21 protein-coding genes are annotated in these 24,930 nt (G+C 72.9%); 3 read left to right on the top strand and 18 right to left on the bottom strand.

The window, feature by feature from the left end; translation table 11 throughout:
* Window positions 1-11: 11 nt before the first annotated feature.
* From VFL99_RS16220 to mraZ, 18 genes are all read right to left on the bottom strand, one after another.
* Window positions 12-1,181 (bottom strand): TraR/DksA C4-type zinc finger protein, encoded by a 1,170-nt coding sequence (locus tag VFL99_RS16220; protein WP_325107394.1) that lies wholly within the window; start codon window positions 1,179-1,181, stop codon window positions 12-14.
* Between the two features lie 231 nt (window positions 1,182-1,412).
* Entirely contained in the window at window positions 1,413-2,417 is a 1,005-nt protein-coding gene (locus VFL99_RS16225) for a DivIVA domain-containing protein (protein ID WP_325107395.1), read from the bottom strand.
* Window positions 2,418-2,512: 95 nt separating this feature from the next.
* Complete coding sequence (locus tag VFL99_RS16230; protein WP_325107396.1) at window positions 2,513-2,788, bottom strand: YggT family protein; 276 nt, start codon at window positions 2,786-2,788, stop codon at window positions 2,513-2,515.
* 102 nt (window positions 2,789-2,890) lie between these two features.
* Window positions 2,891-3,406, bottom strand: a complete 516-nt coding sequence (locus VFL99_RS16235) for a cell division protein SepF (RefSeq protein ID WP_325107397.1) — start codon at window positions 3,404-3,406, stop codon at window positions 2,891-2,893.
* A gap of 118 nt (window positions 3,407-3,524) precedes the next feature.
* Window positions 3,525-4,265, bottom strand: a complete 741-nt coding sequence (locus VFL99_RS16240) for a YggS family pyridoxal phosphate-dependent enzyme (protein WP_325107398.1) — start codon at window positions 4,263-4,265, stop codon at window positions 3,525-3,527.
* Entirely contained in the window at window positions 4,262-5,017 is a 756-nt protein-coding gene (gene pgeF / locus VFL99_RS16245; protein WP_325107399.1) for a peptidoglycan editing factor PgeF, read from the bottom strand. Before pgeF ends, VFL99_RS16240 begins: the two co-directional genes overlap by 4 nt.
* 39 nt (window positions 5,018-5,056) lie before the next feature.
* Complete coding sequence (ftsZ, locus tag VFL99_RS16250) at window positions 5,057-6,415, bottom strand: cell division protein FtsZ (protein WP_325107400.1); 1,359 nt, start codon at window positions 6,413-6,415, stop codon at window positions 5,057-5,059.
* A 192-nt stretch (window positions 6,416-6,607) separates the two neighbouring features.
* Window positions 6,608-7,378, bottom strand: a complete 771-nt coding sequence (locus VFL99_RS16255) for a cell division protein FtsQ/DivIB (RefSeq protein WP_325107401.1) — start codon at window positions 7,376-7,378, stop codon at window positions 6,608-6,610.
* 2 nt (window positions 7,379-7,380) lie between these two features.
* The gene (gene murC, locus VFL99_RS16260; protein WP_325107402.1) at window positions 7,381-8,913 is read right to left on the bottom strand and encodes a UDP-N-acetylmuramate--L-alanine ligase; all 1,533 of its coding nucleotides are present in this window, start codon (window positions 8,911-8,913) and stop codon (window positions 7,381-7,383) included.
* The gene (murG, locus tag VFL99_RS16265) at window positions 8,910-10,064 is read right to left on the bottom strand and encodes an undecaprenyldiphospho-muramoylpentapeptide beta-N-acetylglucosaminyltransferase (RefSeq protein ID WP_325107403.1); all 1,155 of its coding nucleotides are present in this window, start codon (window positions 10,062-10,064) and stop codon (window positions 8,910-8,912) included. The genes murC and murG overlap by 4 nt, the downstream gene beginning before the upstream one ends.
* Window positions 10,061-11,350 carry a putative lipid II flippase FtsW gene (gene ftsW / locus VFL99_RS16270; protein ID WP_325107404.1) on the bottom strand — a complete coding sequence of 430 codons (1,290 nt, stop codon included), beginning with the start codon at window positions 11,348-11,350 and terminating at the stop codon, window positions 10,061-10,063. Before ftsW ends, murG begins: the two co-directional genes overlap by 4 nt.
* 6 nt (window positions 11,351-11,356) lie before the next feature.
* On the bottom strand, window positions 11,357-12,868 hold the full coding sequence (gene murD, locus VFL99_RS16275) for a UDP-N-acetylmuramoyl-L-alanine--D-glutamate ligase (protein ID WP_325107405.1): 1,512 nt from the start codon (window positions 12,866-12,868) through the stop codon (window positions 11,357-11,359).
* On the bottom strand, window positions 12,865-13,944 hold the full coding sequence (mraY, locus tag VFL99_RS16280) for a phospho-N-acetylmuramoyl-pentapeptide-transferase (protein WP_325107406.1): 1,080 nt from the start codon (window positions 13,942-13,944) through the stop codon (window positions 12,865-12,867). Before mraY ends, murD begins: the two co-directional genes overlap by 4 nt.
* A complete protein-coding gene (locus VFL99_RS16285) occupies window positions 13,941-15,338 on the bottom strand; it encodes a UDP-N-acetylmuramoyl-tripeptide--D-alanyl-D-alanine ligase (protein ID WP_325107407.1) in 1,398 nt (465 codons plus the stop codon). The genes mraY and VFL99_RS16285 overlap by 4 nt, the downstream gene beginning before the upstream one ends.
* On the bottom strand, window positions 15,335-17,320 hold the full coding sequence (locus tag VFL99_RS16290; protein ID WP_325107408.1) for a peptidoglycan D,D-transpeptidase FtsI family protein: 1,986 nt from the start codon (window positions 17,318-17,320) through the stop codon (window positions 15,335-15,337). Before VFL99_RS16290 ends, VFL99_RS16285 begins: the two co-directional genes overlap by 4 nt.
* A 4-nt stretch (window positions 17,321-17,324) precedes the next feature.
* Window positions 17,325-17,909: a cell division protein FtsL gene (gene ftsL / locus VFL99_RS16295; protein WP_325107409.1), complete on the bottom strand. Its 585-nt coding sequence runs from the start codon at window positions 17,907-17,909 to the stop codon at window positions 17,325-17,327.
* 7 nt (window positions 17,910-17,916) lie between these two features.
* Window positions 17,917-18,900 carry a 16S rRNA (cytosine(1402)-N(4))-methyltransferase RsmH gene (gene rsmH / locus VFL99_RS16300; protein ID WP_325107410.1) on the bottom strand — a complete coding sequence of 328 codons (984 nt, stop codon included), beginning with the start codon at window positions 18,898-18,900 and terminating at the stop codon, window positions 17,917-17,919.
* Between the two features lie 182 nt (window positions 18,901-19,082).
* Window positions 19,083-19,514 (bottom strand): division/cell wall cluster transcriptional repressor MraZ, encoded by a 432-nt coding sequence (mraZ, locus tag VFL99_RS16305; protein ID WP_325107411.1) that lies wholly within the window; start codon window positions 19,512-19,514, stop codon window positions 19,083-19,085.
* Window positions 19,515-19,921: 407 nt separating this feature from the next.
* Between mraZ and VFL99_RS16310 the strand changes: the two genes are divergently transcribed.
* Genes VFL99_RS16310 through VFL99_RS16320 form a run of 3 tightly spaced genes read left to right on the top strand, consistent with a single transcriptional unit; the run spans window position 19,922 to window position 24,724 of the window.
* Window positions 19,922-21,004, top strand: coding sequence for an AAA family ATPase (locus VFL99_RS16310; protein WP_414713787.1), 1,083 nt, complete (start codon window positions 19,922-19,924; stop codon window positions 21,002-21,004).
* Between the two features lie 31 nt (window positions 21,005-21,035).
* A complete protein-coding gene (locus VFL99_RS16315; RefSeq protein WP_325107412.1) occupies window positions 21,036-22,307 on the top strand; it encodes a DUF58 domain-containing protein in 1,272 nt (423 codons plus the stop codon).
* The gene (locus tag VFL99_RS16320; protein WP_325107413.1) at window positions 22,304-24,724 is read left to right on the top strand and encodes a transglutaminase TgpA family protein; all 2,421 of its coding nucleotides are present in this window, start codon (window positions 22,304-22,306) and stop codon (window positions 24,722-24,724) included. The genes VFL99_RS16315 and VFL99_RS16320 overlap by 4 nt, the downstream gene beginning before the upstream one ends.
* Window positions 24,725-24,930: the final 206 nt, after the last annotated feature.

Here is a 24,930-nt window from a genome sequence, read left to right on the forward strand (position 1 = left end):
CGGCGCCGAGCTCAGCGGCGCTCCTGTTTCTGTTTGCATGACACACACAGGGTCGCACGAGGGAAGGCCTGGAGGCGAAGCTTGCCGATGGGGTTGCCGCACGACTCGCACGTTCCGTAGGTCTTGCCGGCGATCCGCTCCAGGGCGTGCAGGCTCTGTTCGAGCATGACCCGGGAGTTGTTCGCCACGGACATCTCGTGCTCGCGCTCGAAGGTCTTGGTGCCGGCATCGGCCTGGTCCTCACCGGCGCCGTCCCCGGCGTCCCGCATCAGGCCGACCAGCTCGACCTCCGCCTCGTCGATCTCCAGCTCGAGCCGGGCGACGTCGGCCTCGAGCTCAGCCTTCACGGCACCGAGCTCGGCTGCGGTCCACGGGGCCTCGTCCTCCCGGACCGGCAGTGCCCTGGCCGTGCCGTTGATCGGGGTCGCGGCGTCCGCTCCCCGGCCTGGGGCAGCCGCCGTCTTCCGCGGGGTCTTGGCGACCGCCTTCTTCGTGGTCGACGTCGTGGCTGCGGCCTTCTTCGTGGGGGCCTTCGTCGCCGCCTGCCCCGTGTTCTTCTTCGTGGTCGCCTTCTTCGGGGGGTTGGCGCTTGCCTTCGTGGAGCTCTTCGCCGCCGTCTTGCTCGTGGCCTTCTTGGTGGCCGCCTTCTTGGTGGTCGTCTTCTTCGTGGTCGGCTCCTTCGCGGAGGCCTTCTTCGCGGCGGCCTTCTTCGCGGCGGACTTCTGTGTAGCAGGACTCGTCGTGCTGGACTGTGGGGCGGCGCCCGGGGCAGCGGACTTCTTCCGCGTGGACGGTGCGACGGTCTGCCGGCCCGCTGACTTCTTGCCGGTCGACCCGGCACTGTTGGCCGCGGGCTTGGCCGTGCCCTTCGCTGCGCGCGTGGCTGTCCCCTTCGTCGCACTCGCGGCGGCCGCTGCCTTTGTCGGTGCTGCCTTTGCCGGCGCTGCCTTCGCCGACGCGGCCTTCCGGGCAGGGGTCTTGCTCGCCGCCGTCTTGCTCGCGGCGGTCTTCGTGGCGGCCGACTTCTTCGCCGTGGTCCTCGTGCTCATGGTCGTGCTCGCCGACGTCTTCTTCGCCGGGGTGACCTTCGCCCCAGCCCGCTTCCCGCCGCCCCCCGAGCCGGCCGACCGCGGCCGGCCGCTCCCGGCACCGTCGGCAGCCGTCCCCTTCTTCACAGCCATGTCGCCCTTCCGGTCATGCCACGGTGCCCGCACGGCCAACGCGGCTCCTCGGTCGTCGCCGCTGGCGCAGACACAGCGGTCAGGTGGCGCTGACAATAGGACGTCCCCCTCGCTTGCTCAACGGCGCGACACGCAATCGTTACGCGTGTCGCGCCGCGGAGCGCGCGAGGAACGGACAGCAACCGCGCCGGGGCGAGCGGCACACCGGCGGGGAGCAGGTGGACGGACGGCTCAGCCGTGCTGCCGCTCGGCCGATCCGCCGGGGCCGGGCTGCGCGGCCGCGTCACCCTGCGGGGCGGAGGGCGCAACGGCGATCTTCTCCAGCTCGCCGAGCTGCTCCTGCAGGTAGCTCTTCAGCCGGGCTCGGTAGTCGCGCTCAAAGCCTCGCAGCCGGTCGATCTGCTTCTGCAGCTCGCTGCGCTCGCGGGCGAGCTCCTCGAGCACGGCCTGCTTCTTCTGTTGCGCCTCGGCGATCATGCCGGTGGAGCGGTCCCGGGCCTCGGTGATCATCGACTCGTGCCGGCTGGTGGCCTCGGCGATCAGTTCGTCGTGCCGGGACTTGCCAGTGCTCATCAGCTCGTCGTGCTTGCGCTGGGCGGTGGAGACGAGCTCGTCGTGGCGGGCCTGGGCCTTCGCCAGCAGGTCGTCGTGCTGCTTCTTGCCGGTGGAGAGCAGCTCGTCGTGCTTGCTCTGCCCGTCCGCGAGGAGCTTGTCGTGCTTCTCCTGACCCTCCCGAGCGAGCCGCTCACCGGTGGACTTGCCAGCCGAGACGTGCTCGTCGTGGAGCCGCTGGGCCAGCGCAATGACGCCGGCGGCGTCACCGGTGGCTGCGGCGGGAGCAAGCTTCGCGGTGTCGGTGCCGGCGGTCTGTGCTCCCGAGCCCTCGCCGCTGGTGTCAGCGGTGCCAGCGCCCTGGGTGCGCGCGGCCTCCAGCTCGCGCTGCAGCTCGGCCACCTGCTCCTCGGCCCGGGCGCGCGCCTCCTCGGCCTTCTTCAGCTCCCCGTCAGCGGTGGCGGCACCAGCCGCACCAGCCGCGGCGGGCGGGGCCACAGCGGAGCCCTTGCTCTTGCGGCACTCCTCGAGCTGTTGGGTGAGCTGCTCGTTCTCGCCGGTCAGCCGACGCAGCTCGGTCACCACCTCGTCGAGGAAGTCATCGACCTGGCTCTCGTCATAGCCACGGCGGAACTGCGTGGCCGCAAAACTCTTGTTGACCACGTCCTCGGGAGTCAACGCCATCAAGACACCTCAGGGAGACAGGCCGCACAGCACCGCCCACGAGCTGGGGAGGGTGGGGGCGGACGCCGCGCGGCGGCGGATGTTTCCGCCTCAGACTAGACGATGGCCAGCAGCACCCACACCACGAGCAGCAGCACCATGAACGCGAGGTCGAGCTGCACGTTGCCCAGCCGCAGTGGCGGGATGACCTTGCGGACCACCTTCAGCGGGGGGTCGGTGATGGTGTAGACCCCCTCGGCCACCACCAGCATGGGTCCCCGCGGGCGCCACTCCCGCGCCAGGACCTGGACCCAGTCCAGCACGAGCCGCCCGATGAGCACGAGGAGGAACAGGTAGAGCAGGATCCGGATGATCTCGAGGAGGACGGCCATGGAGTCAGTGTGCGGTGGCGGCTGCAGCCGGTGTCCGCCGGGTCACCGGCACGCGTGACGCGGCGGGGCGCGCCTGTGCGGTGCCGGTGACCCGGCGCCCGGTCAGCTCTGGTTGAACAGGCCTCGGGTCGACTTGGGGTTCGCCGGCTCGGAGCCCTCGACCTCGATGTGCGACGGCGAGAGCAGGAAGACCTTGCTGGTCACCCGCTCGATCGACCCGTGCAGGCCGAAGACCAACCCGGCCGCGAAGTCGACGAGCCGCTTGGCATCGGAGTCGTCCATGTCGGTGAGGTTCATGATCACCGGCACGCCTTCGCGGAAGCTCTCGCCGATGTTCTTGGCCTCGTTGTAGGTGCGGGGGTGAATCGTCGTGATCCGGGTCAACGTGCCCACCTCGTGGTCGCGGACGACGCGAGCCACCGGCGTGCGCTGCGGCAGGTGGGTCACCGGCGCCGGGCGCTCGCTGCGGGAGGGCTCCTCCCGCACGTCGCGGGCCGCCTCTCGACGGTCGTCCTCGTCCTGCCACTCGCCTGCGTAGGCGTCGTCGTAGTCGTCGTACTGCTCGTCCGCCTCGGCCAGACCGAGGTACTCCATGGTCTTGCGCAGTGCCCCCGCCATAGGACCGGCTCCTGTTCTCTCGTGCCTGCTCGCGTGATCGCCCCAAGAGCCGCTCACGACTCCTGCACCGTCGCCGTCGACCCGTCCTCACGGCTCCTCCGACGTCGCCGGCTCGACGCTACCGAAGCGGGGGCCGCGAGCCGAGGATTGCCGAGCCGACACGCAGGTGTGTCGCGCCGTGGGCCACCGCAGCCTCGAGGTCACCGCTCATCCCTGCGGAGATCCAGTTCGCCTGCGGATGCCGGGCCCGTATGCCGTCCGCCACCTCCCGCAGGCGCGCGAACCCGGGTGCCGGGTCGGCTCCCAGCGGCGCGACGGCCATGACGCCGCGCAGCACGAGGTGCTCGGAGTCGGCGACGGCGTCCGCGAGCGCCGCGGCCTGCTCCGGGCTCGCGCCACCGCGCCCCCCACCGGACTCCTGATCGCGCAGGTCGACCTGGACGAGCGCCGCGAGCCGACGTCCGGCGCGCGCCGCGCCCTTGTCGAGCGCGCGGACCAGCTTCGGGCGGTCCACCGAGTGCACGACGTCGGCGTAGCCGGCGACCGAGCTGGCCTTGTTGGTCTGCAGCTGACCGATGAAGTGGACGGTCAGCCGCCCCCGCAGGTCCGCCAGCTCAGCGATCTTCTCCGCCGCCTCCTGGTCGCGGTTCTCGCCGATGTCCGCCACGCCCAGGCTCGCCAGGGCACGGACGTCGGAGGACGGGAAGTACTTGGTGACCACGACGAGGTGCACCTCGGCCGGGTCCCGGCGGGACGTCATACAGGCGCGGTCGATGCGGTCGCAGACCTCGGTGAGGCGCGAGCGCAGCTCGGCGGTGCGCGCCGCGTCGGGCACGCCGGCAGACGGAGGGGCGCTCACCGGGTGTCCCCCGGCGTCGCGTCGAGCAGGTGCACGACGCCGCAGAAGCGGCCGGTCCGGTGGTCGCGCCGGTAGGAGTACAGGGCGTCGGACTCGCGGGTGCAGCCGGGGACCCAGCGCAGCCGTACCCCTGCCTCGCGCAGCTGCTCGACGACCGCGCCGGCGACGTCGATGGCCGGGGTCCCCTCGCGGCTGACGGACGCGGCGACCGGGGTCACCCGTGCTGCGGCGTCGCGCAGCTCGGCCGGCACCTCGTAGCAGCGGGGGCACACCGACGGGCCGACGACCGCCTCGAGGTCGCGGGCGCCCAGGTCGCGCATCGCCTCCACGGCCGCCGTCGCGACGCGGGCCATCATCCCCGGACGTCCTGCGTGCACCGCACCGACGACGCCCCGGCGGCGGTCGGCGAGCAGCACCGGGGTGCAGTCGGCGACCAGGACGACGAGGGCGAGACCGGGGTGGCGTGTGACCAGGGCGTCGGCGCGCGGGGCCTCGCCGGTCCCCGGGCCGTCGACCACGGAGACGTCGGCGCCGTGGACCTGGTGCATGAACACCAACCGGTCCGGCGTGAGCCCGAGCTCCTGCGCCAGCAGCGCCCGGTTGGCGGTGACCGTCTCGGGATCGTCACCGACGTGGCGACCGAGGTTCAGCCCCTGGCAGGGACCGGTGCTCAGGCCGCCGTCACGGTCGGTGAAGCCCCACTCCAGCCGGCTCCCGGGCGGCTCGACCAGCCGCTCTCGCCACCAGAACACGGACTACCGAGAAATGCGCGTGCCGCTGCGGTCGCGGGACTACTTGAGGAAGTCCGGGACGTCGAGGTCGTCGCCCTCGTCGAAGCTCACCGAGCGCGGCGGGCGCTGGACGTCCTGCTGGGGACGCTGCGGCTCCTGACGGGGCGCCTGCTGGCCCTGCTGGGCCGGGGCACCCTGCTGCGGCGCGGCCGGCTGCTGGGGCTGCTGGCCCCCGGGGGCCGGCTGCCCCTGACCCGCCGGCTGACCCTGCTGGGGCGCCTGCTGTGGCACGCCCTGCACGGGGCGCTGCTGCGGAGCGTGACCACCCTGGGTCGGCTGGGCCTGGCCCTGCTGCCCCTGCCCGGTGGCCGGGGCGCCGGACTGCCCCACGCCGGGCACCTGGTGGCCCTGCTGGGACCGGTTGCTGCCCTGGATCTGGCCGAGCGCCCGCTCGTCGCCGCGTCGCTGCGGGGACCCACCGTCGAAGCCGGCGGCGATCACGGTGACCCGCACCTCGTCGCCCAGCGCGTCGTCGATCACCGCACCGAAGATGATGTTGGCCTCGGGGTGGGCCGCCTCCTGCACCAGTCGGGCGGCCTCGTTGATCTCGAACAGGCCGAGGTCGGAGCCGCCCTGCACCGAGAGCAGGACGCCGTGCGCGCCGTCGATGCTCGCCTCGAGCAGCGGGGAGGAGATGGCCAGCTCGGCGGCCTGCACGGCGCGGTCCTCACCCCGGGCCGAGCCGATGCCCATGAGCGCCGAACCGGCGCCCTGCATGACCGACTTGACGTCGGCGAAGTCGAGGTTGATCAGGCCGGGGGTGGTGATCAGGTCCGTGATGCCCTGCACACCGGAGAGCAGCACCTGGTCAGCGCTGCGGAACGCGTCCAGCATGCTCACCGCCCGGTCGCTGATCGACAGCAGCCGGTCGTTGGGGATGACGATGAGGGTGTCGACCTCTTCGCGCAGCGTCGTGATGCCGGACTCGGCCTGGTTGGCGCGGCGCCGGCCCTCGAAGGTGAACGGCCGGGTCACGACGCCGATGGTCAGCGCGCCGAGCGACTTGGCGATCTTGGCGACGACCGGGGCGCCACCGGTGCCGGTGCCGCCGCCCTCGCCGGCGGTGACGAAGACCATGTCGGCCCCCTTGAGGACCTCCTCGATCTCCTCCGCGTGGTCCTCGGCGGCCTTGCGCCCGACCTCCGGGTCGGCGCCGGCACCGAGGCCGCGGGTCAGCTCCCGGCCCACGTCGAGCTTGACGTCGGCGTCGCTCATCAGCAGCGCCTGTGCGTCGGTGTTGATCGCGATGAACTCCACACCCTTGAGTCCGACCTCGATCATCCGGTTGATCGCGTTCACCCCGCCGCCGCCGATGCCGACGACCTTGATGACCGCGAGGTAGTTCTGTGGTGCTGCCACGGGTGAGGCCTCTTTCATGCGCTGGGAAGCGGGTGTGCTGCTCGGATGGTGCTCACGTGCACTGCCCGGACCACGCTGGCGTTGCCACCCCGTCCGGCGAGGAACCGGCCAGGTCCAGTGCACGTGCGAGTGGCATCGTACGCGACCGCCCCGGGGCTCGCGCTACTGTCCACCTCAACTTCAGGATGAGCCCTACTTCACGACGGGCTGGTCGGGCGCGCTCACGTCGACCGAGGTCGGCCTCGCGCCGTGCCCCGGACGCAGCTGCAGCAACGTGCCCAGCACGCGCGCCTTGAGCGGACCGTCGCCGCCCACGCCCCAGTGCACGTGGACCGTGCCCACCTCGAAGCTCACGTCCTCCCGGCCGCGCACGGACACCCGCTCGACCTTGTCCTGCAAAGCGGCGGGCAGGTCCCGCAGGGCGTCTGCGGCGGCGCGCAGGGCGGTCTGCGTGTCCGCTCCGGTGACCCCTTCGAGGGTGACGGTGGGCAGGTGCCGCACCCCCTTCCCGGCAGGTCCCGCCGCGGTGTAGGCGACGCCGAAGCGATCCACAACCTCAGGTTGACCTTGAGGGTTCTGCAGCACCATCACGGGGTGGCGCGGGGTGACGTGGATGACCACGGTGGAGGGCCACGCCCGGCTGACCGTGGTCGTCTCGATGGTGCCCGACGCCAGGACGCGCCCGACGATGGACGGCAGGTCCACCGCCACCAGCTGTTGCCCCATCGGGACCTTGGCTGCGGCGCGCACCGCGCTCGCCTGCCCCTGTCGGGCACCCTCGACCTCGACGTGACGGACCGTGAACAGCGGGCTGAACCACACCAGCCAGCCGACCAGGGCGGCGACCACCACGGCGGCCACGGCCGCCCACACCCACCGGCGGGGGCGGCGTCGGACGGTCACCGTCCGTGCCGCGAGCCGGTCGCCGGCGGTGCGTTCGCGGAGGGCTCCCTTGAGCGCCATCGTCAGCGGATCCCCTCGGCCAGGTGGCGAGCGACGGCCTGCTCGGCGTGCCGGGTGCGCTGCTCCTGCTGGGCCGGCTGCTCGCGCTGCTCTTCTGCGGCGTGCTGCTCGGCGAGCAGACCGAGCACCTCGGGGCCCACGAGGGTCACGTCGCCCGCGCCGACCGTGAGCACGAGGTCACCCGGACGCACCAGGGCCGCGACACACGGCGCGACTGCCTGCCAGGACGGCTCGTAGACGACCCTGCCGGGCCCGTGCACCCGGTCGGCCACCAGGGCCGCCGTGACGCCGGGCAACGGGTCCTCGCGGGCGGCGAAGATCTCCATGACGACGACGACGTCGGCGAGGCTCAGGGCCTGCGCGAGCTCGGCGGCGAAGTCGCGGGTCCGGGTGTACAGGTGGGGCTGGAAGACCACCACGAGCCGGCCGTCGTCGCCGACGAGACGCTTGCCCGTGCGCACGACCGCGGTGACCTTGCCGGGGTTGTGCGCGTAGTCGTCGATGACGCGGACTCCCTGGACCTCGCCCTTGGGCTCGAACCGGCGCCGGGTGCCCGTGAAGCCGGCGAGCCCCTCGAGCACGACCGTGGGCTCCTGCCCGAGGCCGACGGTCGCCGCGACGTAGGCGGCAGTGGCATTGAGCAGGTTGTGCTCGCCCGGCACGCCGATGCGCAGCGCGCGGTCGGGGGCGCCGGCCTGGTGCAGCGTCGCCCACGCCTGCAGGTCACGTCCACCGAGCCCGGTGATCCGCACGTCGGCGTCGGCCGCCTCGCCGTAGGACACCACCCGGGTGCCGCCTGCGCGCACCCGCTCAGCGAGCTGCCGTGCGCCGGGGTCGTCGGCGCAGGTCACGAGGACCCCGCCCGGCCGGATGGTGCCGGCAAACCTCTCGTAGGCCTGCTGCACGTGGGCATAGTCGCCGTAGAAGTCGAGGTGGTCGGGCATGACGTTGGTGACGATCGCCACCTCCGGGTGGTAGACCACGAATGACCCGTCGCTCTCGTCGGCCTCGGCCACGAAGACGTCCCCGGTGCCGTAGTGCGCGTTGGTGCCGAGCCGGGCCAGCTCGCCGCCGACCGCGAACGACGGGTCGACGCCGCAGTGCTGGAGCGCCACGGTGAGCATGGACGTGGTCGTGGTCTTGCCGTTGGCGCCGGCCACCGCGACCCGCCGCTGCCCGCGCATCACCGAGGCGAGCCCTTGGGAGCGGTGCAGCACCCGCAGCCCGCGTTGCCGGGCCGCCGCCAGTTCGGGGTTGTCGTCGCGGATGGCTGACGACAGCACCACCGTGTCGACGCCTTCGAGGTGGGAGGCGTCGTGGCCGATGTGCACGAGGGCTCCCTCCGTGCCGAGCGCGCGGGTCACCAACGACTCCCGGGCGTCCGAGCCGGTGACCTGCAGGCCCTGGGCCAGCATGATGCGGGCGACGCCGGACATGCCCGCACCGCCGATCGCGATGAAGTGCACGTGCCCCAGCTCGGCCGCGGGCGGAACCGGCTCCTCGAACCGGAAGCGGTCGTTGGTGCCGTTGCTCATGCGCTCGCCGACCCCACGCGCGCGGCGGTTGCCGCCTGCTCGACCAGGTCGGCGAGCCGCTCGTCGGCGTCCCGGCTGCCGATGCCGGCGGCCGCCGCGGCGAGCGAGCGCAGCCGCTCGGCGTCCCCGAGCAGCGGCACCAGCTCCTGCCGCACCCAGTCAGGGGTGACGTCGTCGTTGGCCACGAGCAGGCCTCCCCCGGCGCCGACGACGTCGGCGGCGTTGAGGCGCTGCTCGCCGTTGCCCACGGGCAGGGGCACGTAGACGGCGGGCAACCCCACCGCGGTCAGCTCGCAGACCGTGTTGGCCCCCGCCCGGGCGACCACGAGGTCGGCCGCGGCATAGGCGAACTCCATCTGGTCGGCATACGGGCGCACGACGTAGGGCGGGCCCTCCCCCGCGTCGGGCGCGGGCTCGGGGACGAACTCCTTGCCCTCGCCGGTGAGGTGCAGCACCTGCACCCCGGCGGCCCGCAGCGAGGGCACCGCCGCTGCGAACGCGTCGTTGAGGCGCTGCGCCCCCAGGGAACCGCCGGTGACCAACAGGGTGGGGTGGCGGTCCTGCAGGCCGAAGTGCGCGAGCGCCTTGGTGCGCACGGAGCCCCGGTCGAGGGTCGTGATCTCGCGGCGGAGCGGCATACCGATGACGTGGGCGTGCGGCAGCCGGGTGGAGGCGAAGGTGGTGGCGACGTGCGGGGTGAACCGGGCGCCCAGCCGGTTGGCCAGCCCCGGTCGGGCGTTCTGCTCGTGGATCACGAGGGGCAGCCCCCGGCGCCGCGCGGCCAGGTAGGCCGGCGTGGAGACGTAGCCGCCGAAGCCGACGACGACGTCCGCCGCCACCTGCTCGATGATCCGGCCGGTGCTGAGCACGGCACCGCGCAGCGCGTGTGGCAGCCGCGCCAGGGCGGCGCCGGGGCGACGGGGGAAGGCGACCTTGGGGATGGTGCGCAGCTCGTAGCCGCGGGCCGGCACGAGGCGGGCCTCCAGCCCCTCCTCCGTGCCGAGCACGGTGATGCGCACGTCGGGGTGGCGCCGGCGCAGGCAGTCGGCCAGCGCGAGCAGCGGGGAGACGTGCCCCGCCGACCCGCCTCCGGCGAGGACGACGGACCGCAGGGAGCCCTCGCCGCGCGGTTCCCTCGACGTCGGTGTCATTCGTCCTCCTGCCGCTGCCGCGAGACCACCGCGAGCGTCCGTCGCACCATGCTCGGACGTGCCTGCAGCGCCTCCTTGCAGCCCGGTTCGTTCCTGGCAAACGAGAACAGTATGCCGATCCCCACCAGTGTGGTCACCAACGCGGACCCCCCGCTCGACACCAGGGGCAGGGGGACACCGATGATCGGGAGCAGGCCGATGACCGCCCCGATGTTGATGATGGCCTGCACGAGGATCCAGACCATGATCCCGGCGGAGGCGATCCGCACGAAGAAGTCGTCGGTGCGCAGGACCAGCCGGTAGCACGCGAACGCGAGCACCGCGAACAGGCCGATGACCACGAGGGTGCCGGGCAGGCCGAGCTCCTCGCCGATGATGGCGAAGATGAAGTCGTTGTGCGCCTCCGGCAGCCACGACCACTTCTCGCGGCTGGCGCCCAGGCCGACGCCCCACCAGCCGCCGTCGGCGAGGGCGTACTCGCCGTGCACCTTCTGGAAGCAGCCCTGGGCGAGGGCGTTCTGACAGCTGCCGAGCCACGTGGTGATGCGGCCCATGCGGTTGGGGCTGGTGATCACCAGCGCGCCGGCGAGCGCCGCGAAGGAGCCCCCGGCCACGAGGAACCCCCGCAGCGGCACGCCGGCGGCGAAGAGCACGCCCGCGATGATCGCGAGCAGGACCAGGGCGGTGCCGAGGTCGTGGCCCAGCAGCACGAGCCCCACCAACAGCCCACCGCACGGCACGAGCAGCGGGATGAGGGCGTGCCGGAACTTGCCGAGCTGGCGCCGCTTGCGCGTGAGGATGGCCGCACCGAGCAGGACCAGGGCGACCTTGGCGAACTCCGAGGGCTGCAGCCGCTGACCGGCGATCTCGATCCAGTTGCGGTTGCCGAGCACGCTCACGCCGAGCGGGCTGAAGACCAGCCCCTGCAGCAGCACCGCTCCCCCGAACGCCCAGGGGGCGACCTTGCGCAGGAACCCGACCGAGAGCCGGCTGGCGATGATGGCGCCGATGATGCCGAGCACGGCGAACTCGAGCTGGTTGAGGAAGACGGTGTAGGAGGAGCCGTTGGCGGCGTAGGACTCCACGCTGGAGGCCGACAGCACCATGACCAGCCCGATGATGACGAGCATGGTGGTGGAGCCCAGCAGGAGGTAGTAGGTGGCCACCGGGGACTCGAGCCGGCGCAACCACGCCAGCCAGCCGGTGGGCGACCAGTCGCGGGACTCCTCCCTCCCCGTGGCCGCGGTGGTGCTGGCCAGTGGCCGGCGACGGGTGGAGGTGGTCACGACTCGTCAGTCCCTCTCGACGCGGCTCCGGTGACGCTCCACGGCCGCGGCGAACGCCTCGCCCCGCGCGTGGTAGCTGGTGAACATGTCCCAGGACGCCGCCGCCGGGGCGAGCAGCACCACGTCACCCGGCCGGGCGAGCGCGGCCGCCTGCTCCACGACCACGTCCATCACCTCAGTGTCGGTCGTGGACAGGTCGACGACGGGGATCTCGGGGGCGTGTCGGGCGAGCGCGTCGGCGATCCGGGCGCGCTCGGCCCCGATGAGCACGACGCCGCGCAACCGGTCAGCGGCCTGCCGCACCAGGTCGTCGACGTCCGCGCCCTTGAGCAGTCCCCCGGCCACCCACACGACGTGCTCGAACGCGGCGAGGGAGGCGGCCGCGGCGTGCGGGTTGGTGGCCTTGGAGTCGTCCACGTAGCGGACGCCGGCGACGGTGCCGACCTCGGCGATCCGGTGGGGGTCCGGCCGGAAGCCGCGCAGCCCGTCGCGGACCGCGGCGGTGGGCACCCCGTGCGCCCGGGCCACCGCGGCGGCGGCCAGCGCGTTGGCCACGTAGTGGGGCGCCAGGGACGGGGACCCGGCGCGCAGGTCCTCGAACGTGCACAGCTCGGCCGCGCTCGTCGCGCGCTCCGCCACGAAGGCGCGGTCGGCGAGCACGTCGTCGACGACGCCGAGCATGGAGGGGGCCGGCACGCCGAGGGTGAAGCCGATCGCCCGGCACCCCTCGGCCACGTCGGCGTCCTCGACCAGCCGCTCGGTCACGGGGTCCTGCACGTTGTAGACGCAGGCCACTTGGGCGGCGTGGTAGACGCTGCCCTTGGCGAGCCGGTAGGCCTCCAGCGAGCCGTGCCAGTCCACGTGGTCCGGCGCGACGTTGAGGCAGGCCGCGACGCGGGGCACGACCGAGTGCTGCCAGTGCAACTGGAAGCTGGACAGCTCCACGGCCAGCACGTCATACGGCTGCGGGTCGAGCACGGCCTCGAGCAGCGGGGTGCCCACGTTGCCGGCGGCGATCGTCCGCAGCCCGGCCGCGCGCAGGATGGCGGCGAGCATGTTGACCGTCGTGGTCTTGCCGTTGGTGCCGGTCACCGTCAGCCAGGGCGCCGCGCCCTCCCGGGCACGCATCCGCCAAGCGAGCTCCACCTCCCCCCAGACCGGTATGCCGTCCGCGGCCGCCGCGGCCAGCAGCGGCTGGTCGGGCCGCCAGCCGGGCGAGGTGACGACGAGCTCGGCGCCCGCCGGCACCTGGGTCGTGTGCTCCGCGCCCAGGCGCACGTCCACGCCGAGCACCTCCAGCACCTGCGCGTGCTCGCGCACCGAGTCGCTGTCGCCGCCGTCCACGGCGGTGACGTGCGCCCCGCGCTGGGCCAGGGCGTCGGCGGCGGCGAACCCGCTCACGCCGAGTCCGCAGACGACCACGTGCAGCCCGCTCCAGTCGCCGTCCCGGTGCGTCAGGTCGCGGTGGCCGAGCCGGTCGTCGTGGTCGGTGCTGCCCGGCCGGGCCGGACCGGTCACGACCCGACCACCCACTCGCCGTAGAACAGGCCCAGGCCCACGGCGGCGAACAGCCCGGCGATGATCCAGAAGCGGATGACGATCGTCACCTCGTCCCAGCCCACCAGCTCGAAGTGGTGTTGCAGCGGGGCCATGCGGAACACCCGTCTGCCGGTGGTCTTGAAGGAGGCGACCTGGATGATCACCGACAGGGTGATGACGACGAACAGGCCACCGAGGATCACCACGAGCAGCTCGGTGCGGGTGGTGATGGCCAGGCCGGCGAGCGCCCCGCCCAGAGCGAGGGAGCCGGTGTCCCCCATGAAGATCTTGGCGGGTGAGGCGTTCCACCACAGGAAGCCGAAGCAGGCGCCGGCGACGGCGGCGGCCACCATCGCGAGGTCGTGCGGGTCGCGGACCTCGTAGCACTTCAGGCTCGGGTTGGTCTGGCAGTTCTGGTTGAACTGCCAGATGCCGATGAGCACGTAGGAGCCGAACACCATGGCACTGGCGCCGGTCGCGAGGCCGTCCAGGCCGTCGGTGAGGTTCACCCCGTTGCTCGTGCCCGCGATCATGAGGTTGGCCCAGAGCACGAAGAGGATGATCCCGATGACCGGCCCGGCGAAGGCCAGGTTGACGTTGGTGTCCCGCACGAACGAGATGTAGGTGCTCGCCGGTGTGCGGTAGCCACGGCTCGGGAACTGCAGCGCGAGCACCGCGAACAGCACCGCCACGACGGTCTGCCCGATGAGCTTCTCGTGGCTGCGCAGCCCCAGGCTGCGCTGCTTGGAGATCTTGATGAAGTCGTCGAGGAAGCCGACCAGGCCCAGCCCGGTCATCAGCAGCAGCACCAGCAGGCCGCTGGCGGTGGCGGGCGTCAGGGTGATCAGGTGCGCCAGGGCGTAGGCCAGCAGCACGGCGCCGATGATCACGACACCGCCCATGGTCGGCGTGCCGCGCTTGGTGTGGTGCGAGGTCGGCCCGTCGTCGCGGATGAACTGCCCGTAGCCCTTGCGCACGAGCAGCTTGATGAACATCGGCGTGCCGAACAGCGACGCGATGAGGGCGATCGCCGCCCCGAGGAGGACGGCCTTCATCGGCCGCTGCCCGCGTCGGCGTCACCGGTGACGAGCCGGTCGCCGAGGTGGCGCAGGCCGGAGTCGCGGCTGGACTTGAGCAGCACGACGTCGCCGGCGGTCAGCTCCCGCCCGAGCAGGTCGTAGGCCGCGTCGACGTCGGTGACCCACGTCGACTCCTGGCCCCAGGAGCCCTCCTGCTTGGCGCCCTGGTCGATGGCGCGGGCACCGTCGCCGACGGCCACGAGGCGCTCGATGTTGAGCCGCACGGCGAGCCGGCCGATCGCGTCGTGCTCGGCCGTGGAGCCCTCGCCGAGCTCGCGCATCTCGCCGAGCACCGCCCAGGTGCGCCGGCCGCGGCCCATGGCGGCGAGCGCCTTCAGCGCGGCCCGCATCGACTCCGGGTTGGCGTTGTAGGCGTCGTTGACGACGGTGACCCCGTCGGCGCGCTCGTGCACCTCCATCCGCCACCGGCTGGCGGCCCGGGCGTTGGCGAACACCTCCACGACGTGGTCGAGGTCGACCCCCAGCTCGAGGGCGACCGCCGCCACCGCCAGGGCGTTGCCGACCTGATGCTCGCCGAACAGGCCCAGGCGCACCTGCCGCTCGCCCGTCGCCGTGTGCAGCCGGAAGGAAGGCCGGCCGGTCGGGTCCAGGCTGACCTCGCTGGCCCGGACGTCGGCGTCCGCTGCGGTGCCGACGCGGACCACGCGGGCGCGGGTGCGCTCGGCCATCGCCGACACGACCGGGTCGTCGGCGTTCAGCACGGCCAGGCCGCCGGGGGGCAGGGCCTCCACGAGCTCGCCCTTGGTCTGCGCGATCGCCTCGCGGGAGCCGAACAGGCCGAGGTGGGCCGAGCCCACGTTGAGCACGACACCGATGCGCGGCGGTGCGATCCGGCACAGGTAGGCGATGTGGCCGACCCCGTCGGCGCCCATCTCGGCGACGAGGTAGCGGGTGTCCTCGGTCACCCGGCACACCGTCAGCGGCACGCCGACCTCGGAGTTGTAGGACCCCACCGGGGCCACGGTCTGCCCGACATCGGCCAGGACGGCGGCCAGGAGGTCCTTGGTGCTGGTCTTGCCGGAGGAGCCGGTGATCCCCACCACCGAAAGCTGCGGAGCACGGTCCACGACGGCGCGAGCGAGCCGGGCGAACCCCTCCTGCACGTCGGGCACGACGACGCAGGGCAGCTCGGCGACCGGGTGGCTGACCAGTGCGGCCACGGCGCCCGCCTCGGCAGCGGAACCGACGAACTGGTGACCGTCGGCGTGCTCGCCCAGGCGGGCGACATACAGGCTGCCGGGGGAGGCCTCGCGCGAGTCGGTGACCACCGCGCTGGTGACTCGGACGTCCGCCCCCTGCAGGGTGCCGCCGGTGACGGCGGCGATCTCACTGAGTTGGAGGGGGATCACGGACGCGGCTCCTGCTGGTGGTGCGACTTCTTGCGGGCGAGCTGGTTGCGCTCCTGCACGGTCAGCGGGAGCGGGGCGGGCTTGGTGCCGGTGGGCGGGATGCCGTACTCCTGCAGGGCGTAGCGCATGACGTCGGAGAACACCGGCGCGGCGACCACACCTCCGTAGATCGAGCTCTTCGGGTCCTGGAGCACGACGCCCACGATGAGCTGCGGGTTGTCCGCCGGCGCGAAGCCGACGAACGACGCGGTGTAGCCGTTGTACCCACCAGTTGCCGGATCGTAGCGGTCCGCGGTTCCGGTCTTGCCGGCGACCCGGTAGCCGCTGACCTCCGCGGCGGGGGCCGTGCCGTGCTTGCCGACGACGGTTTCCATCATCTGGCGCATCTGCTCGGCCACGGAGGAGGACACCACGCGCACCGGCTTCTTGTGCGGCGTGGGGTGGAAGCTGCCGTCCGGGCCCTTGGTGCCGGCGATCAGGGTCGGCGGCACGCGGACCCCGCCGTTGGCGATGGTCTGGAACACGCCCATGTCCTGGATGGCGTTGACCGAGAAGCCCTGCCCGAACAGGACGGTGTAGCGCCGCGAGGACTTCCAGTCGCTCGCCGGCGGCAGCAGCCCACCGGTCTCCCCCGGGAAGCCGATGCCGGTCTTCTGGCCCAGCCCGAACTTCTGGAAGTAGTTGTGCATGACCTTCGGCTTGACCTGCTCACCGACGAGGATGGTGCCCATGTTGCTGGAGTGGGCCAGCACGCCCGCGACCGTCAGCCGCTCGGTGCCGTGGTTCTCCGCGTCCTTGAAGCTCGTCCCCGCGCGCTGCAACCGCGGCGGGACGGTCACCTCCGTGGTCGGGGTGGCGACCCCCTCCTCGAGGCTGGCCGCGATGGTCATCACCTTGGCGGTCGAGCCCGGCTCGAAGGTCTCGTCGAAGGCCCGGCTGGTCAGGTCACCGCTCGCCTGGCCGATGTTGGTCGGGTCGAACGTGGGGTAGGACCCGACCGCGCGAAGGTGACCGGTCCGGTCCATCACCACGATCGTCCCCGAGACGGCGCCGGACTTCTTGACCTGCTCGGCGAGTGCGTTCTCGGCGTAGAACTGCAGGTCGCTGTTGAGCGTCGTGCGCACGTTGCGCCCGGGCACCGCGGGCACGACGTGGTGCTCACCGGTCGGGATCACCCGGCCGTCGGCGGACCGCTCGTAGGTGTCCGTGCCCGGCTTGCCGGTGAGGACCTTGTTCATCATCAGCTCGAGCCCGCCGCCGGGCGACCCGTCGGCGCCCACCCAGCCGGTGAGCGCGGCGGCCGTGCTGCCGAGGGGGTAGAGCCGCTTGGTCGTCGGCTGGCTGTAGATGCCCGGTATGCCGAGCGCCGCCACCTTGCGCCACGTCAGCGGGGAGACGTCCTTGACCAGGTAGGTGAACCTGCCGGTCGCCGACGTCAACCGGGTGGCCAGCGCCTCGGGCGTCTTGCCGACCAGCGGCGCCATCGCCTGCGCAGCGGCCTCGATGCCCTTCGGGCCGGAGGTCGCGTTCTTGCGGTACTCCGGGACCGCGGTGGGATCCGCGGTGATGTCCCGCCGTTCCACGCTGGTGGCCAGTACCGTGCCGTCGCTGTCGGTGATGTTGCCGCGCATCGCCGGCACGGCGACGGTGCGGAGCCGGTTGCCGAGGGCGGCGTTGGCCATCGAGGAAGCGTCCAGCGCCTGCAGCCGCAACAGCTGCGCGCCGAACAGACTGAAGACGAACAGCACGGCGATGAGGATGAAGCGGACCCGGCGGTGCGGGTGGCCCAGGCCGAGCCGCACGGGCCGGCGTCGGCGACGCTTCGGGGGCGCGGCCCGCCGCTTGCGCGGCGCGTCGCCGCGCGGACGAGGCGACGCCTGACGACCTCCGCGCGGGGAGCCGGAGCCGCCGCGGGCTCGCGACGGGCGGACGGTGGTGCCACGGGAACCCGAGCTGCCTCCCCCGCCTCGGGTCTGGCTCACGGAGCTACCTCTTCGTCGTCGTGTCCTGCTGCTTCGTGCTCGTGCGCTGGGTCGGCCCCGTGACGGTGGTCGCCTGCTGCCGGGCGGTCTGGACGGCTGCCGCCATCCCCGCCGCGGCCGAGCTGTCAGCGGCCTTCGTCGCGGTCGCCGTCGACCCGGAGGCCGCCGGCGTCACCACGGTAAAGCGCTGAGCTCCGGAGGCCGCCTTCGCCACGCCGAGCACCTTGCCGTCGGAGAGCCGGATGAACGCGCTGGAGGCCGACGGGACCATCCCCTGCGCGGCGGCGCGGCGGGCCAGGTTGGCCGGCGCCTCCTGGTCGCGCAGCTGCGTCCGCAGGCTGGTCGTCTGGTCGGTGAGCTCCCCCGACGTGGACTGCAGGTCATACAGGGTGAACGACCCTTGCGACATCGACGTGTTGAGCAGCAGCAACGCCACCAGTCCGGAGACGAGCAGGCCGACGCAGAACAGTGCGAATCCCACGCCGCCAGAACGGGATTCGGCGCCACTGACGACGTGGAGTCGCGGGACGCTCGGCCGCTGGGCAATGCTGCGGACACCAGCCCTGGCGGTGGCGGTCATCTGGCTCATGGCCTGGTCATCCCTTCCTGTTGTGCGGATCGTGCAGTCGGATGCGCTCGGCGGCGCGGAGGCGCGCCGAGGCAGCGCGCGGGTTGCGCGAAATTTCGTCTGCGGCAGGCTCTTCCGCGCCGCGGGTGAGCAGCCGCAGGTAGGGCCGGTGCTCGGGTAGCTCGACCGGCAGTCCCTCCGGGGCAGTGCTCTTGGCGCCGGCGACGAGCGCCCGCTTGGCGATCCGGTCCTCGAGCGAGTGGTAGGAGAGGACGGCGATCCGGCCCTCGACGGCGAGGGCGTCGAGGGCTTGCGGCAGCGCCGAGCGCCAGGCCTCGAGCTCGCCGTTGACCTCGATGCGCAGGGCCTGGAAGGTGCGCTTGCCGGGGTGGCCACCGCTGCGCTGCGAGGCCGCCGGGACCGTCGCGCGCAGCAGTTCCACCAGTCGGGCCGAGGTGTGGAACGGCTCACGTTCCCGCTCCCGGACGATGGCGCGGGCGATGCGGCGGGCGAAGCGCTCCTCGCCGTAGTCCCGCAGGATCTGCTCGAGCCGGTCGGCGTCATAGGTGTTGAGCACCTCGGCCGCGGTCGGCCCGGTGGACTGGTCCATCCGCATGTCGAGCGGTGCGTCGTGGCGGTAGGCGAAGCCCCGGTCGGCCTCGTCGAGCTGCAAGGAGGAGACCCCGAGGTCGAACAGCACCGCCTGGACGCCGTCGGGAGCCTGCTCCGCCACGACCCGGCCAAGCTGGTCGTAGACCGCGTGCACGGCGACGAACCGGTCCCCGAAGGGGGCCAGCCGTTCGCTGGCCAGCCGCAAGGCCTGGGGGTCACGGTCGATGCCGACCACCCGAGCCTCGGGGCACCGCTCGAGCAGGGCCTCGCTGTGGCCACCGAGCCCGAGGGTGGCGTCCACCGCAACGGCTCCGGGCCGCTCCAACGCCGGCGCCAGCAGCTGCACGATGCGGGCACTGAGCACCGGGACGTGGCGTGCGCCCTCGGGACTGCTGCTCACGGGAAGCTCCTGGTGCGGGGGATGGTCGGGCGGTGGGTGGTGGGTGGTGGTGCTCCTGGGGTCAGGTCTCCATCCGCTCCCGTTTCGCCTCGTCCCGGCGCCGGGGAAGGTGCGTCGGGACGGTGTGAAGCGGGTGGAGACCTGGCTCCAGGAACGGCTGCGGGTCGTCGCCGAGGGGCCGGTCAGAGCAGGCCCGGGATCACCTCCTCCGACTGCTCGGCGAAGGCGGGCTCGGTGCTCTCGAGGTAGCTGTTCCACGACGCGGTGTCCCACACCTCGACGCGGTTGCCGGCACCGATGACCGTGCAGTCCCGGCTCAACCCGGCGTACTCCCGCAGCGTGGCGGGGATGGTCACGCGGCCCTGCTTGTCGGGGATCTCGTCCGAGGCGCCTGAGAGGAAGACGCGCTGGTAGTCCCGGACGGCCTTGCTCGTGACGGGGGTCGTCTGCATCGCTTCGGTGATCCTGAGGAACTCGTTCATGGCAAAGACGTAGAGGCAGCGTTCCTGCCCCCGGGTGATGACCAACCCGCCGGCGAGGCGCTCCCGGAACTTCGCCGGCAGGAAGAGGCGGCCCTTGTCGTCGAGACGAGGGGTGTGCGTGCCCAGGAACACGCGCTCCACCTCCTCCCCACTCGGCCGGCTCCCCGGCCGATCTCGGACCACCCGTCACCGCTGCGCCCCACAATACTCCACTACCCCCCACCGTCAACGCCTGACGGGGGTGTCGTGGCCCTCAATCCATCACGTTTTCGCAGGTCATAGACCGTGGGGCGAGGTGGAGCAAGGTGACGCGGAGCAGGCGGTGAACCGGCCCTCAGCGGGGTGCGTGCCCTGCTCAGGCGTGCGAGGCTGAGCACGAAGGCATAACGCCTGCCCGCGGAAGCCCGCGGAGTTGGTGACGAGTGGAGGCGTGTGGGGAGATGATGGGGCCCCGTCACGTGCCGGGTGCGGATGACCCGGCGACCGGGTGTGCTCCCGGTCGGGGACGGTCGTTCGCCTCCGACAGACAGGAGCTCTGAGTGAGCGCCCCGTCCAGCGCCTCCGGCGCTGCCTCCCGTGTCCCCTCCCGCGAGTTCGGGGACCGCAGGGACGTTCCCCCGGTCGCACCGGCCCGTGGCACCGGCAACGGCCGGGTGGAGCCGGCCGCCGCCCCGGACCTGGACCGGCTCGCCGAGGTGGCCGGGCGTATCCACGGCGCGATCTCCACGGTGGTCGAAGGCAAGCCCGACGTGGTCACCACCGCGGTGACGGTGCTGCTCGCCGAGGGGCACCTGCTCATCGAGGACGTTCCCGGGGTCGGCAAGACCATGCTGGCCAAGGCCCTCGCCCGCTCCATCGACTGCACGGTGCGGCGCATCCAGTTCACCCCCGACCTGTTGCCCAGCGATATCACCGGGGTGAGCGTCTACAACCAGGACCTGCGCAACTTCGAGTTCCGCCCGGGGGCGATCTTCGCCAACGTGGTGGTGGGCGATGAGATCAACCGGGCCTCCCCCAAGACCCAGTCGGCGCTGCTGGAGTGCATGGAGGAGGAGCAGGTCACCGTCGACGGCACGACCTACCAGCTGCACCGACCGTTCATCGTGATGGCGACCCAGAACCCGATCGAGATGGAGGGGACCTATCCCCTCCCCGAGGCCCAACGGGACCGGTTCATGGCTCGGATCTCGATGGGCTACCCCTCGGCGGCCGCCGAGCTGCTGATGCTCGACACCCACGGCGGGGAGTCGCCGCTGGAGGACCTGCAACCGGTCACCGACGCCGCGACCGTCGCGGCGCTGATTCGCGACGTGCGTCGCGTCTACGCCAGCGACGCGGTGCGGCAGTACGTCGTCGACCTCGCGGCTGCCACCCGTAGCACCTCCGCGCTGCGCCTGGGCGCCTCACCGCGGGCCAGCCTGCACCTGCTGCGGGCGGCGCGCGCCCACGCCGCGCTCGCCGGTCGCGGCCACGTCCTGCCCGACGACGTGCAGGCGCTCGTGGCGCCGGTGCTCGCCCACCGCATCATCCTCACCGGTGAGAGCCAGCTGGCGCACCGCTCGGCCACCGATGTGCTCCGCGAGCTGGTGCACCGGGTGCCGGTCCCGTCCGGCGCGAGGTGAGGGGCGCGCCGTGAGCCGGCGACGAGAACGAGTGATCACCACACGGGGACAGGCCTTCCTCGCGGCAGGGGCGACGCTCGTGGCCGGCGGCCTGTTGCTCGGCTTCTCCGACCTGACCCGGGTGGGCGTCCTGCTGGTCCTGCTCCCGCTCATCACGCTGCTGCTCGCGCACCGCCGGCCGCCCACGCTGTCCGTCCGCCGCACCACCACCCCGACCCGGCTGCGGCTCGACGAGCGCGCCGAGGTGCAGATCGAGGTGCGCAACCTCGACAGCCGGCGGACCCCGTTGCTGCTGGCCGAGGAACGCCTCGACTACGTCCTCGGTGACCGGCCCCGCTTCGTGCTGCCCCGGATGCAGCCCGGGGAGTCCCGACTGGTCCGCTACCACGTGCGCAGCCACGTCCGCGGCCGCCACCTGCTCGGGCCGATCACCCTGCGCCAGCGCGACCCGTTCGGCCTGACCCGGGCCGCCCTGCTGTTGCGGGCCACCACCGAGGTGCTGGTCCTGCCCCGCATCGAACACCTCGGCGCCGACCGGCCACGGGGTGAGGGCGTGGGCAGCGAGGGCGAGATCCCGCACATGGTGGCGCTGCACGGCGAGGACGATGTGTCCATCCGCGGTTACCGCGACGGCGACGACCTGCGCCGCATCCACTGGCCGGCCACGGCGCATCGTGGCGAGCTGATGGTCCGCCAGGAGGACCGCCCGGCCCGGCGCCGCGCGATCATCCTGCTCGACTCGCGCTCCTCGGCCTTCCACCCCGCCGGCCACGGCACCGGTCAGGCGCCCGGGTTCGAGTGGGCGGTCAGCGCCGCCGCCTCGGTCACCGTGCAGCTCGCGGGCCTCGGGTATGCCGTCCACCTCGTGTGCGCCGAGACGGTCGCCGAGGGGTCGGCGGCCCAGCTCGTCGACGTCGACGCCACCCTCGACGTGCTGGCGGTCGCCGAGCTGGCCTCACCGTCGGCGCTGGAGGAGGGCATCCGCGCCGCCCACGGGCTCACCGCGAGCGGCGGCGTGGTGATCGCCGTCGTCGCCGACCACGACGACGACGCCCTGCGCCGGCTCGCCGCGGTGCGCCAACCGGGAAGCGTCGGGCTCGCCTTCGTGCTCGACACCGCCAGCTTCCGGGGGATCGCGGGCGAGGAGACCTCTCCCTCGGCGGCCGCCGCCTCGGAGCTGCTCGGCGGCGCCGGCTGGTCCACGGAGGTGGTCCGCACCGGCCAGACCGTGCGCTCCGCCTGGTCCTCGCTCACCGCCCGCACCGCCGCCGGCACGGCCACCGTGACGGGGGCCGGCCGATGAAGCCCCGGGTGGTCGACGGCCTGCTGGCCGCGCTCGCCACGATCGTGTCGGCGTGGCCGATCACGACGCTGCTCGCCCAGCAGACGTGGTTCGCCCCCGGTCTGCTGCTCGTCATCGTCGCCATGCTGTCGGGTATGGCCCTGCGCGGGCTGCGCGTGCACTCGGCACTGGTCCTGCTCGTGCAGCTGGCGCTCGTGGTCCTCGTCACCGGGTGGCTGTTCACGGCCGCCCAGCTCTGGTACGGCCTCCCCGGACCCGCCTCCGTCGAGCACGCGGTCGCCCTGGTGCAGGAGGCGATCCGGTCGATGAACCGGTATGCCGCCCCCGCGCCGGCCACGCCCGGGCTCGTCTTCCTCACCGCCTCCCTCTTCGGCGTCGTCGCCGCGGTGGTCGACTTCCTCGCCGTGACCCGGCGCACCCCGGCCGTCGCCGGGTTGCCGCTGCTCATCGCCTTCCTCGTCTCGGCGTCCAACAGCGGCGCCTCGCTCAACCCGGTGTTCTTCCTCGCCATCGCCGCGATGTGGCTGGTGCTGCTGGCCCGCCAGGGGACGGCGCACGTGCGCCGCTGGGGCACGGGGGCCGCCACCCCGGCGACCCCGGTGGCGAACGTGGCAGACAACACCGGCGTGTCGGCATACGCCTCCTTGGCGCGGTCGCTGGGAGTGGTCGTGCTCGTGGCCGCCGTGGCGCTGCCCGCGGTGCTGCCGCACCTGCCCCCGACCTACCTGGCCTCGGGGCTGGGGCGGAACCCGGCCGCCAAGGGGCACGGCCCCGGCACCGTGGGGTTCAACGAGACCCTCGACCTGCGGGCCGACCTGACCAACCGCGACCACACCCCGGTGATCCGCTACCGGACCAAGGACCCGGCTCCCCCACCGCTGCGGGTGTCGGTCACCTCCACCTACGACGCGTCCTCCGGCCGCTGGCTGCCCCGCGCGGCCGACGACCGCGGCACCGACTCGGCCGCCCCGACCGACCACGCCGCGCCGGAGCCGCTCGGCCTGAGCTCGCGGGTCCCGCGCCAGCGCTGGAGCATGACGGTGGTGACCAACGGCCTGCGCGCGCCGCAGGTGGCGACCCCGTTCCCCTTGGTGCGCGGCGAGTTCGACGAGGGTTGGTGGGTCACCTCGGACACCCAGGTCACCCGCGCGGTCAAGCAGCCCGACCGGTATGCCGTGACCTACCTCGAGCTCTCCCCGAGCGGCAACCTGCCACGGGACATCCGCGACAACCAGGGACTGACCCAGCTGCCGCAGGACGTGGACGCCTCCGACCTGAAGCTTCCGTCGCGCTCGGCCGCCACCGTGCGTGACCTGGCGGCCCGCGTGACCCATGGCCGCACGACCGTGCTGGCGAAGGCGATCGCGATCCAGGACTACCTGCGCGACCCGGGCCGGTTCACCTACTCCCTCACGCTCGCCCCACCGGTCCGCGGCAAGGACGGCCAGCTGCTCGACCCGATCACGCACTTCCTGCGCACCAAGCGCGGCTACTGCGTGCAGTTCGCGACGGCGATGATCATGATGGCCCGTGCCGAGGGGATCCCCGCGCGCATGGCGGTCGGGTTCCTGCCGGGGACCTTCAACACCAACCGCAACGAGTGGATCGTCACGGCCGCCGACGCGCACGCGTGGCCCGAGCTCTACCTGGAGGGGCTCGGCTGGACCCGCTTCGAGCCGACGCCGTCGGTCCGCAGCGGGCTGCCGCCGCTCTACGCCGTCAACCTCGGCGGGACCTCCGGCGGCGGGGGCGACCAGTCCACCCTGCCGCGTCAGGGCGGTGGGCACCCGGTGCCGCTCCCCCAGCGCCGGCCGGACATCCCCGGGTCCGTGGCCGCCGCCGCGCCGTCCGCCCAGTCGCCGTTGCCGTGGCCGTGGATCGGTGCCGGCGGCGCGCTGGTCCTGCTGCTGGCGGGCGCGTCGACGGTGCCGCTGGCCGCACGCCGCCGACGGGGCGTGGCCGCCCGGCACGCCGCCGGGCCACGGCAGCGCGTGGAGGCGCAGTGGGAGGGGTTCCTCACCCGCCTCGACGACCTGGGCATCGCCCGCCCGGTGGGGCGGACTCCACGCCAGCTGCACGGGCACTACGTGCGCCAGTTCCGCCTGGAGCCCCCGGCCGCGGAGGCGCTCGGCCGGGCACTGACGGTGCTCGAGGAGTGCCGCTACGCGCCGCCGGACGCCGACGTCGCCCACGACCTGCGACCGGAGCTGCGGGTCGTGTCCCACGCCATCTCCGAGCAGCTGAACCGGCGGACCCGTTGGGCCGCCGAGATCTGGCCGCGCAGCGGGCGGCACGCGTTGCGCGAGGAGGCCCGCGGGACGGGGCAACGGATCCGGGCCGCCGCGACCTCGCTGACCGAGCGGTTTGGTGGCGGGTCCGTGCGGGGTCGGAAGGCGTCCGGCTCGGCCTCGTCCTGACGGGTCCAGACGCTGACCTCGCAGCCGGGTGGCTCCTTGCGTCGACCCCAACACCTCTCACGCCGGCGTGAACGGTGCCGCCCGACCCGCCTCACACCCCAACACCTCTCACGCCGGCGTGAAGAGTGCCGCCCGACCCGCCTCACACCCCGGCACCTCTCACGCCGGCGTGACCGGGGACAGGACAGCAGAGGTCCCCGGGACCG

Source organism: Segeticoccus sp., from assembly GCF_035708005.1.

What these genes read in the sequence shown, in the direction of transcription:
- VFL99_RS16220 (WP_325107394.1), bottom strand. Translation starts at nt 1,181, where the DNA reads ATGGCTGTGAAGAAGGGGACGGCTGCCGACGGTGCCGGGAGCGGCCGG.
- VFL99_RS16225 (WP_325107395.1), bottom strand. Translation starts at nt 2,417, where the DNA reads ATGGCGTTGACTCCCGAGGACGTGGTCAACAAGAGTTTTGCGGCCACG.
- VFL99_RS16230 (WP_325107396.1), bottom strand. Translation starts at nt 2,788, where the DNA reads ATGGCCGTCCTCCTCGAGATCATCCGGATCCTGCTCTACCTGTTCCTC.
- VFL99_RS16235 (WP_325107397.1), bottom strand. Translation starts at nt 3,406, where the DNA reads ATGGCGGGGGCACTGCGCAAGACCATGGAGTACCTCGGTCTGGCCGAG.
- VFL99_RS16255 (WP_325107401.1), bottom strand. Translation starts at nt 7,378, where the DNA reads ATGGCGCTCAAGGGAGCCCTCCGCGAACGCACCGCCGGCGACCGGCTC.
- murC (WP_325107402.1), bottom strand. Translation starts at nt 8,913, where the DNA reads ATGAGCAACGGCACCAACGACCGCTTCCGGTTCGAGGAGCCGGTTCCG.
- murG (WP_325107403.1), bottom strand. Translation starts at nt 10,064, where the DNA reads ATGACACCGACGTCGAGGGAACCGCGCGGCGAGGGCTCCCTGCGGTCC.
- mraY (WP_325107406.1), bottom strand. Translation starts at nt 13,944, where the DNA reads ATGAAGGCCGTCCTCCTCGGGGCGGCGATCGCCCTCATCGCGTCGCTG.
- ftsL (WP_325107409.1), bottom strand. Translation starts at nt 17,909, where the DNA reads ATGAGCCAGATGACCGCCACCGCCAGGGCTGGTGTCCGCAGCATTGCC.
- VFL99_RS16320 (WP_325107413.1), top strand. Translation starts at nt 22,304, where the DNA reads ATGAAGCCCCGGGTGGTCGACGGCCTGCTGGCCGCGCTCGCCACGATC.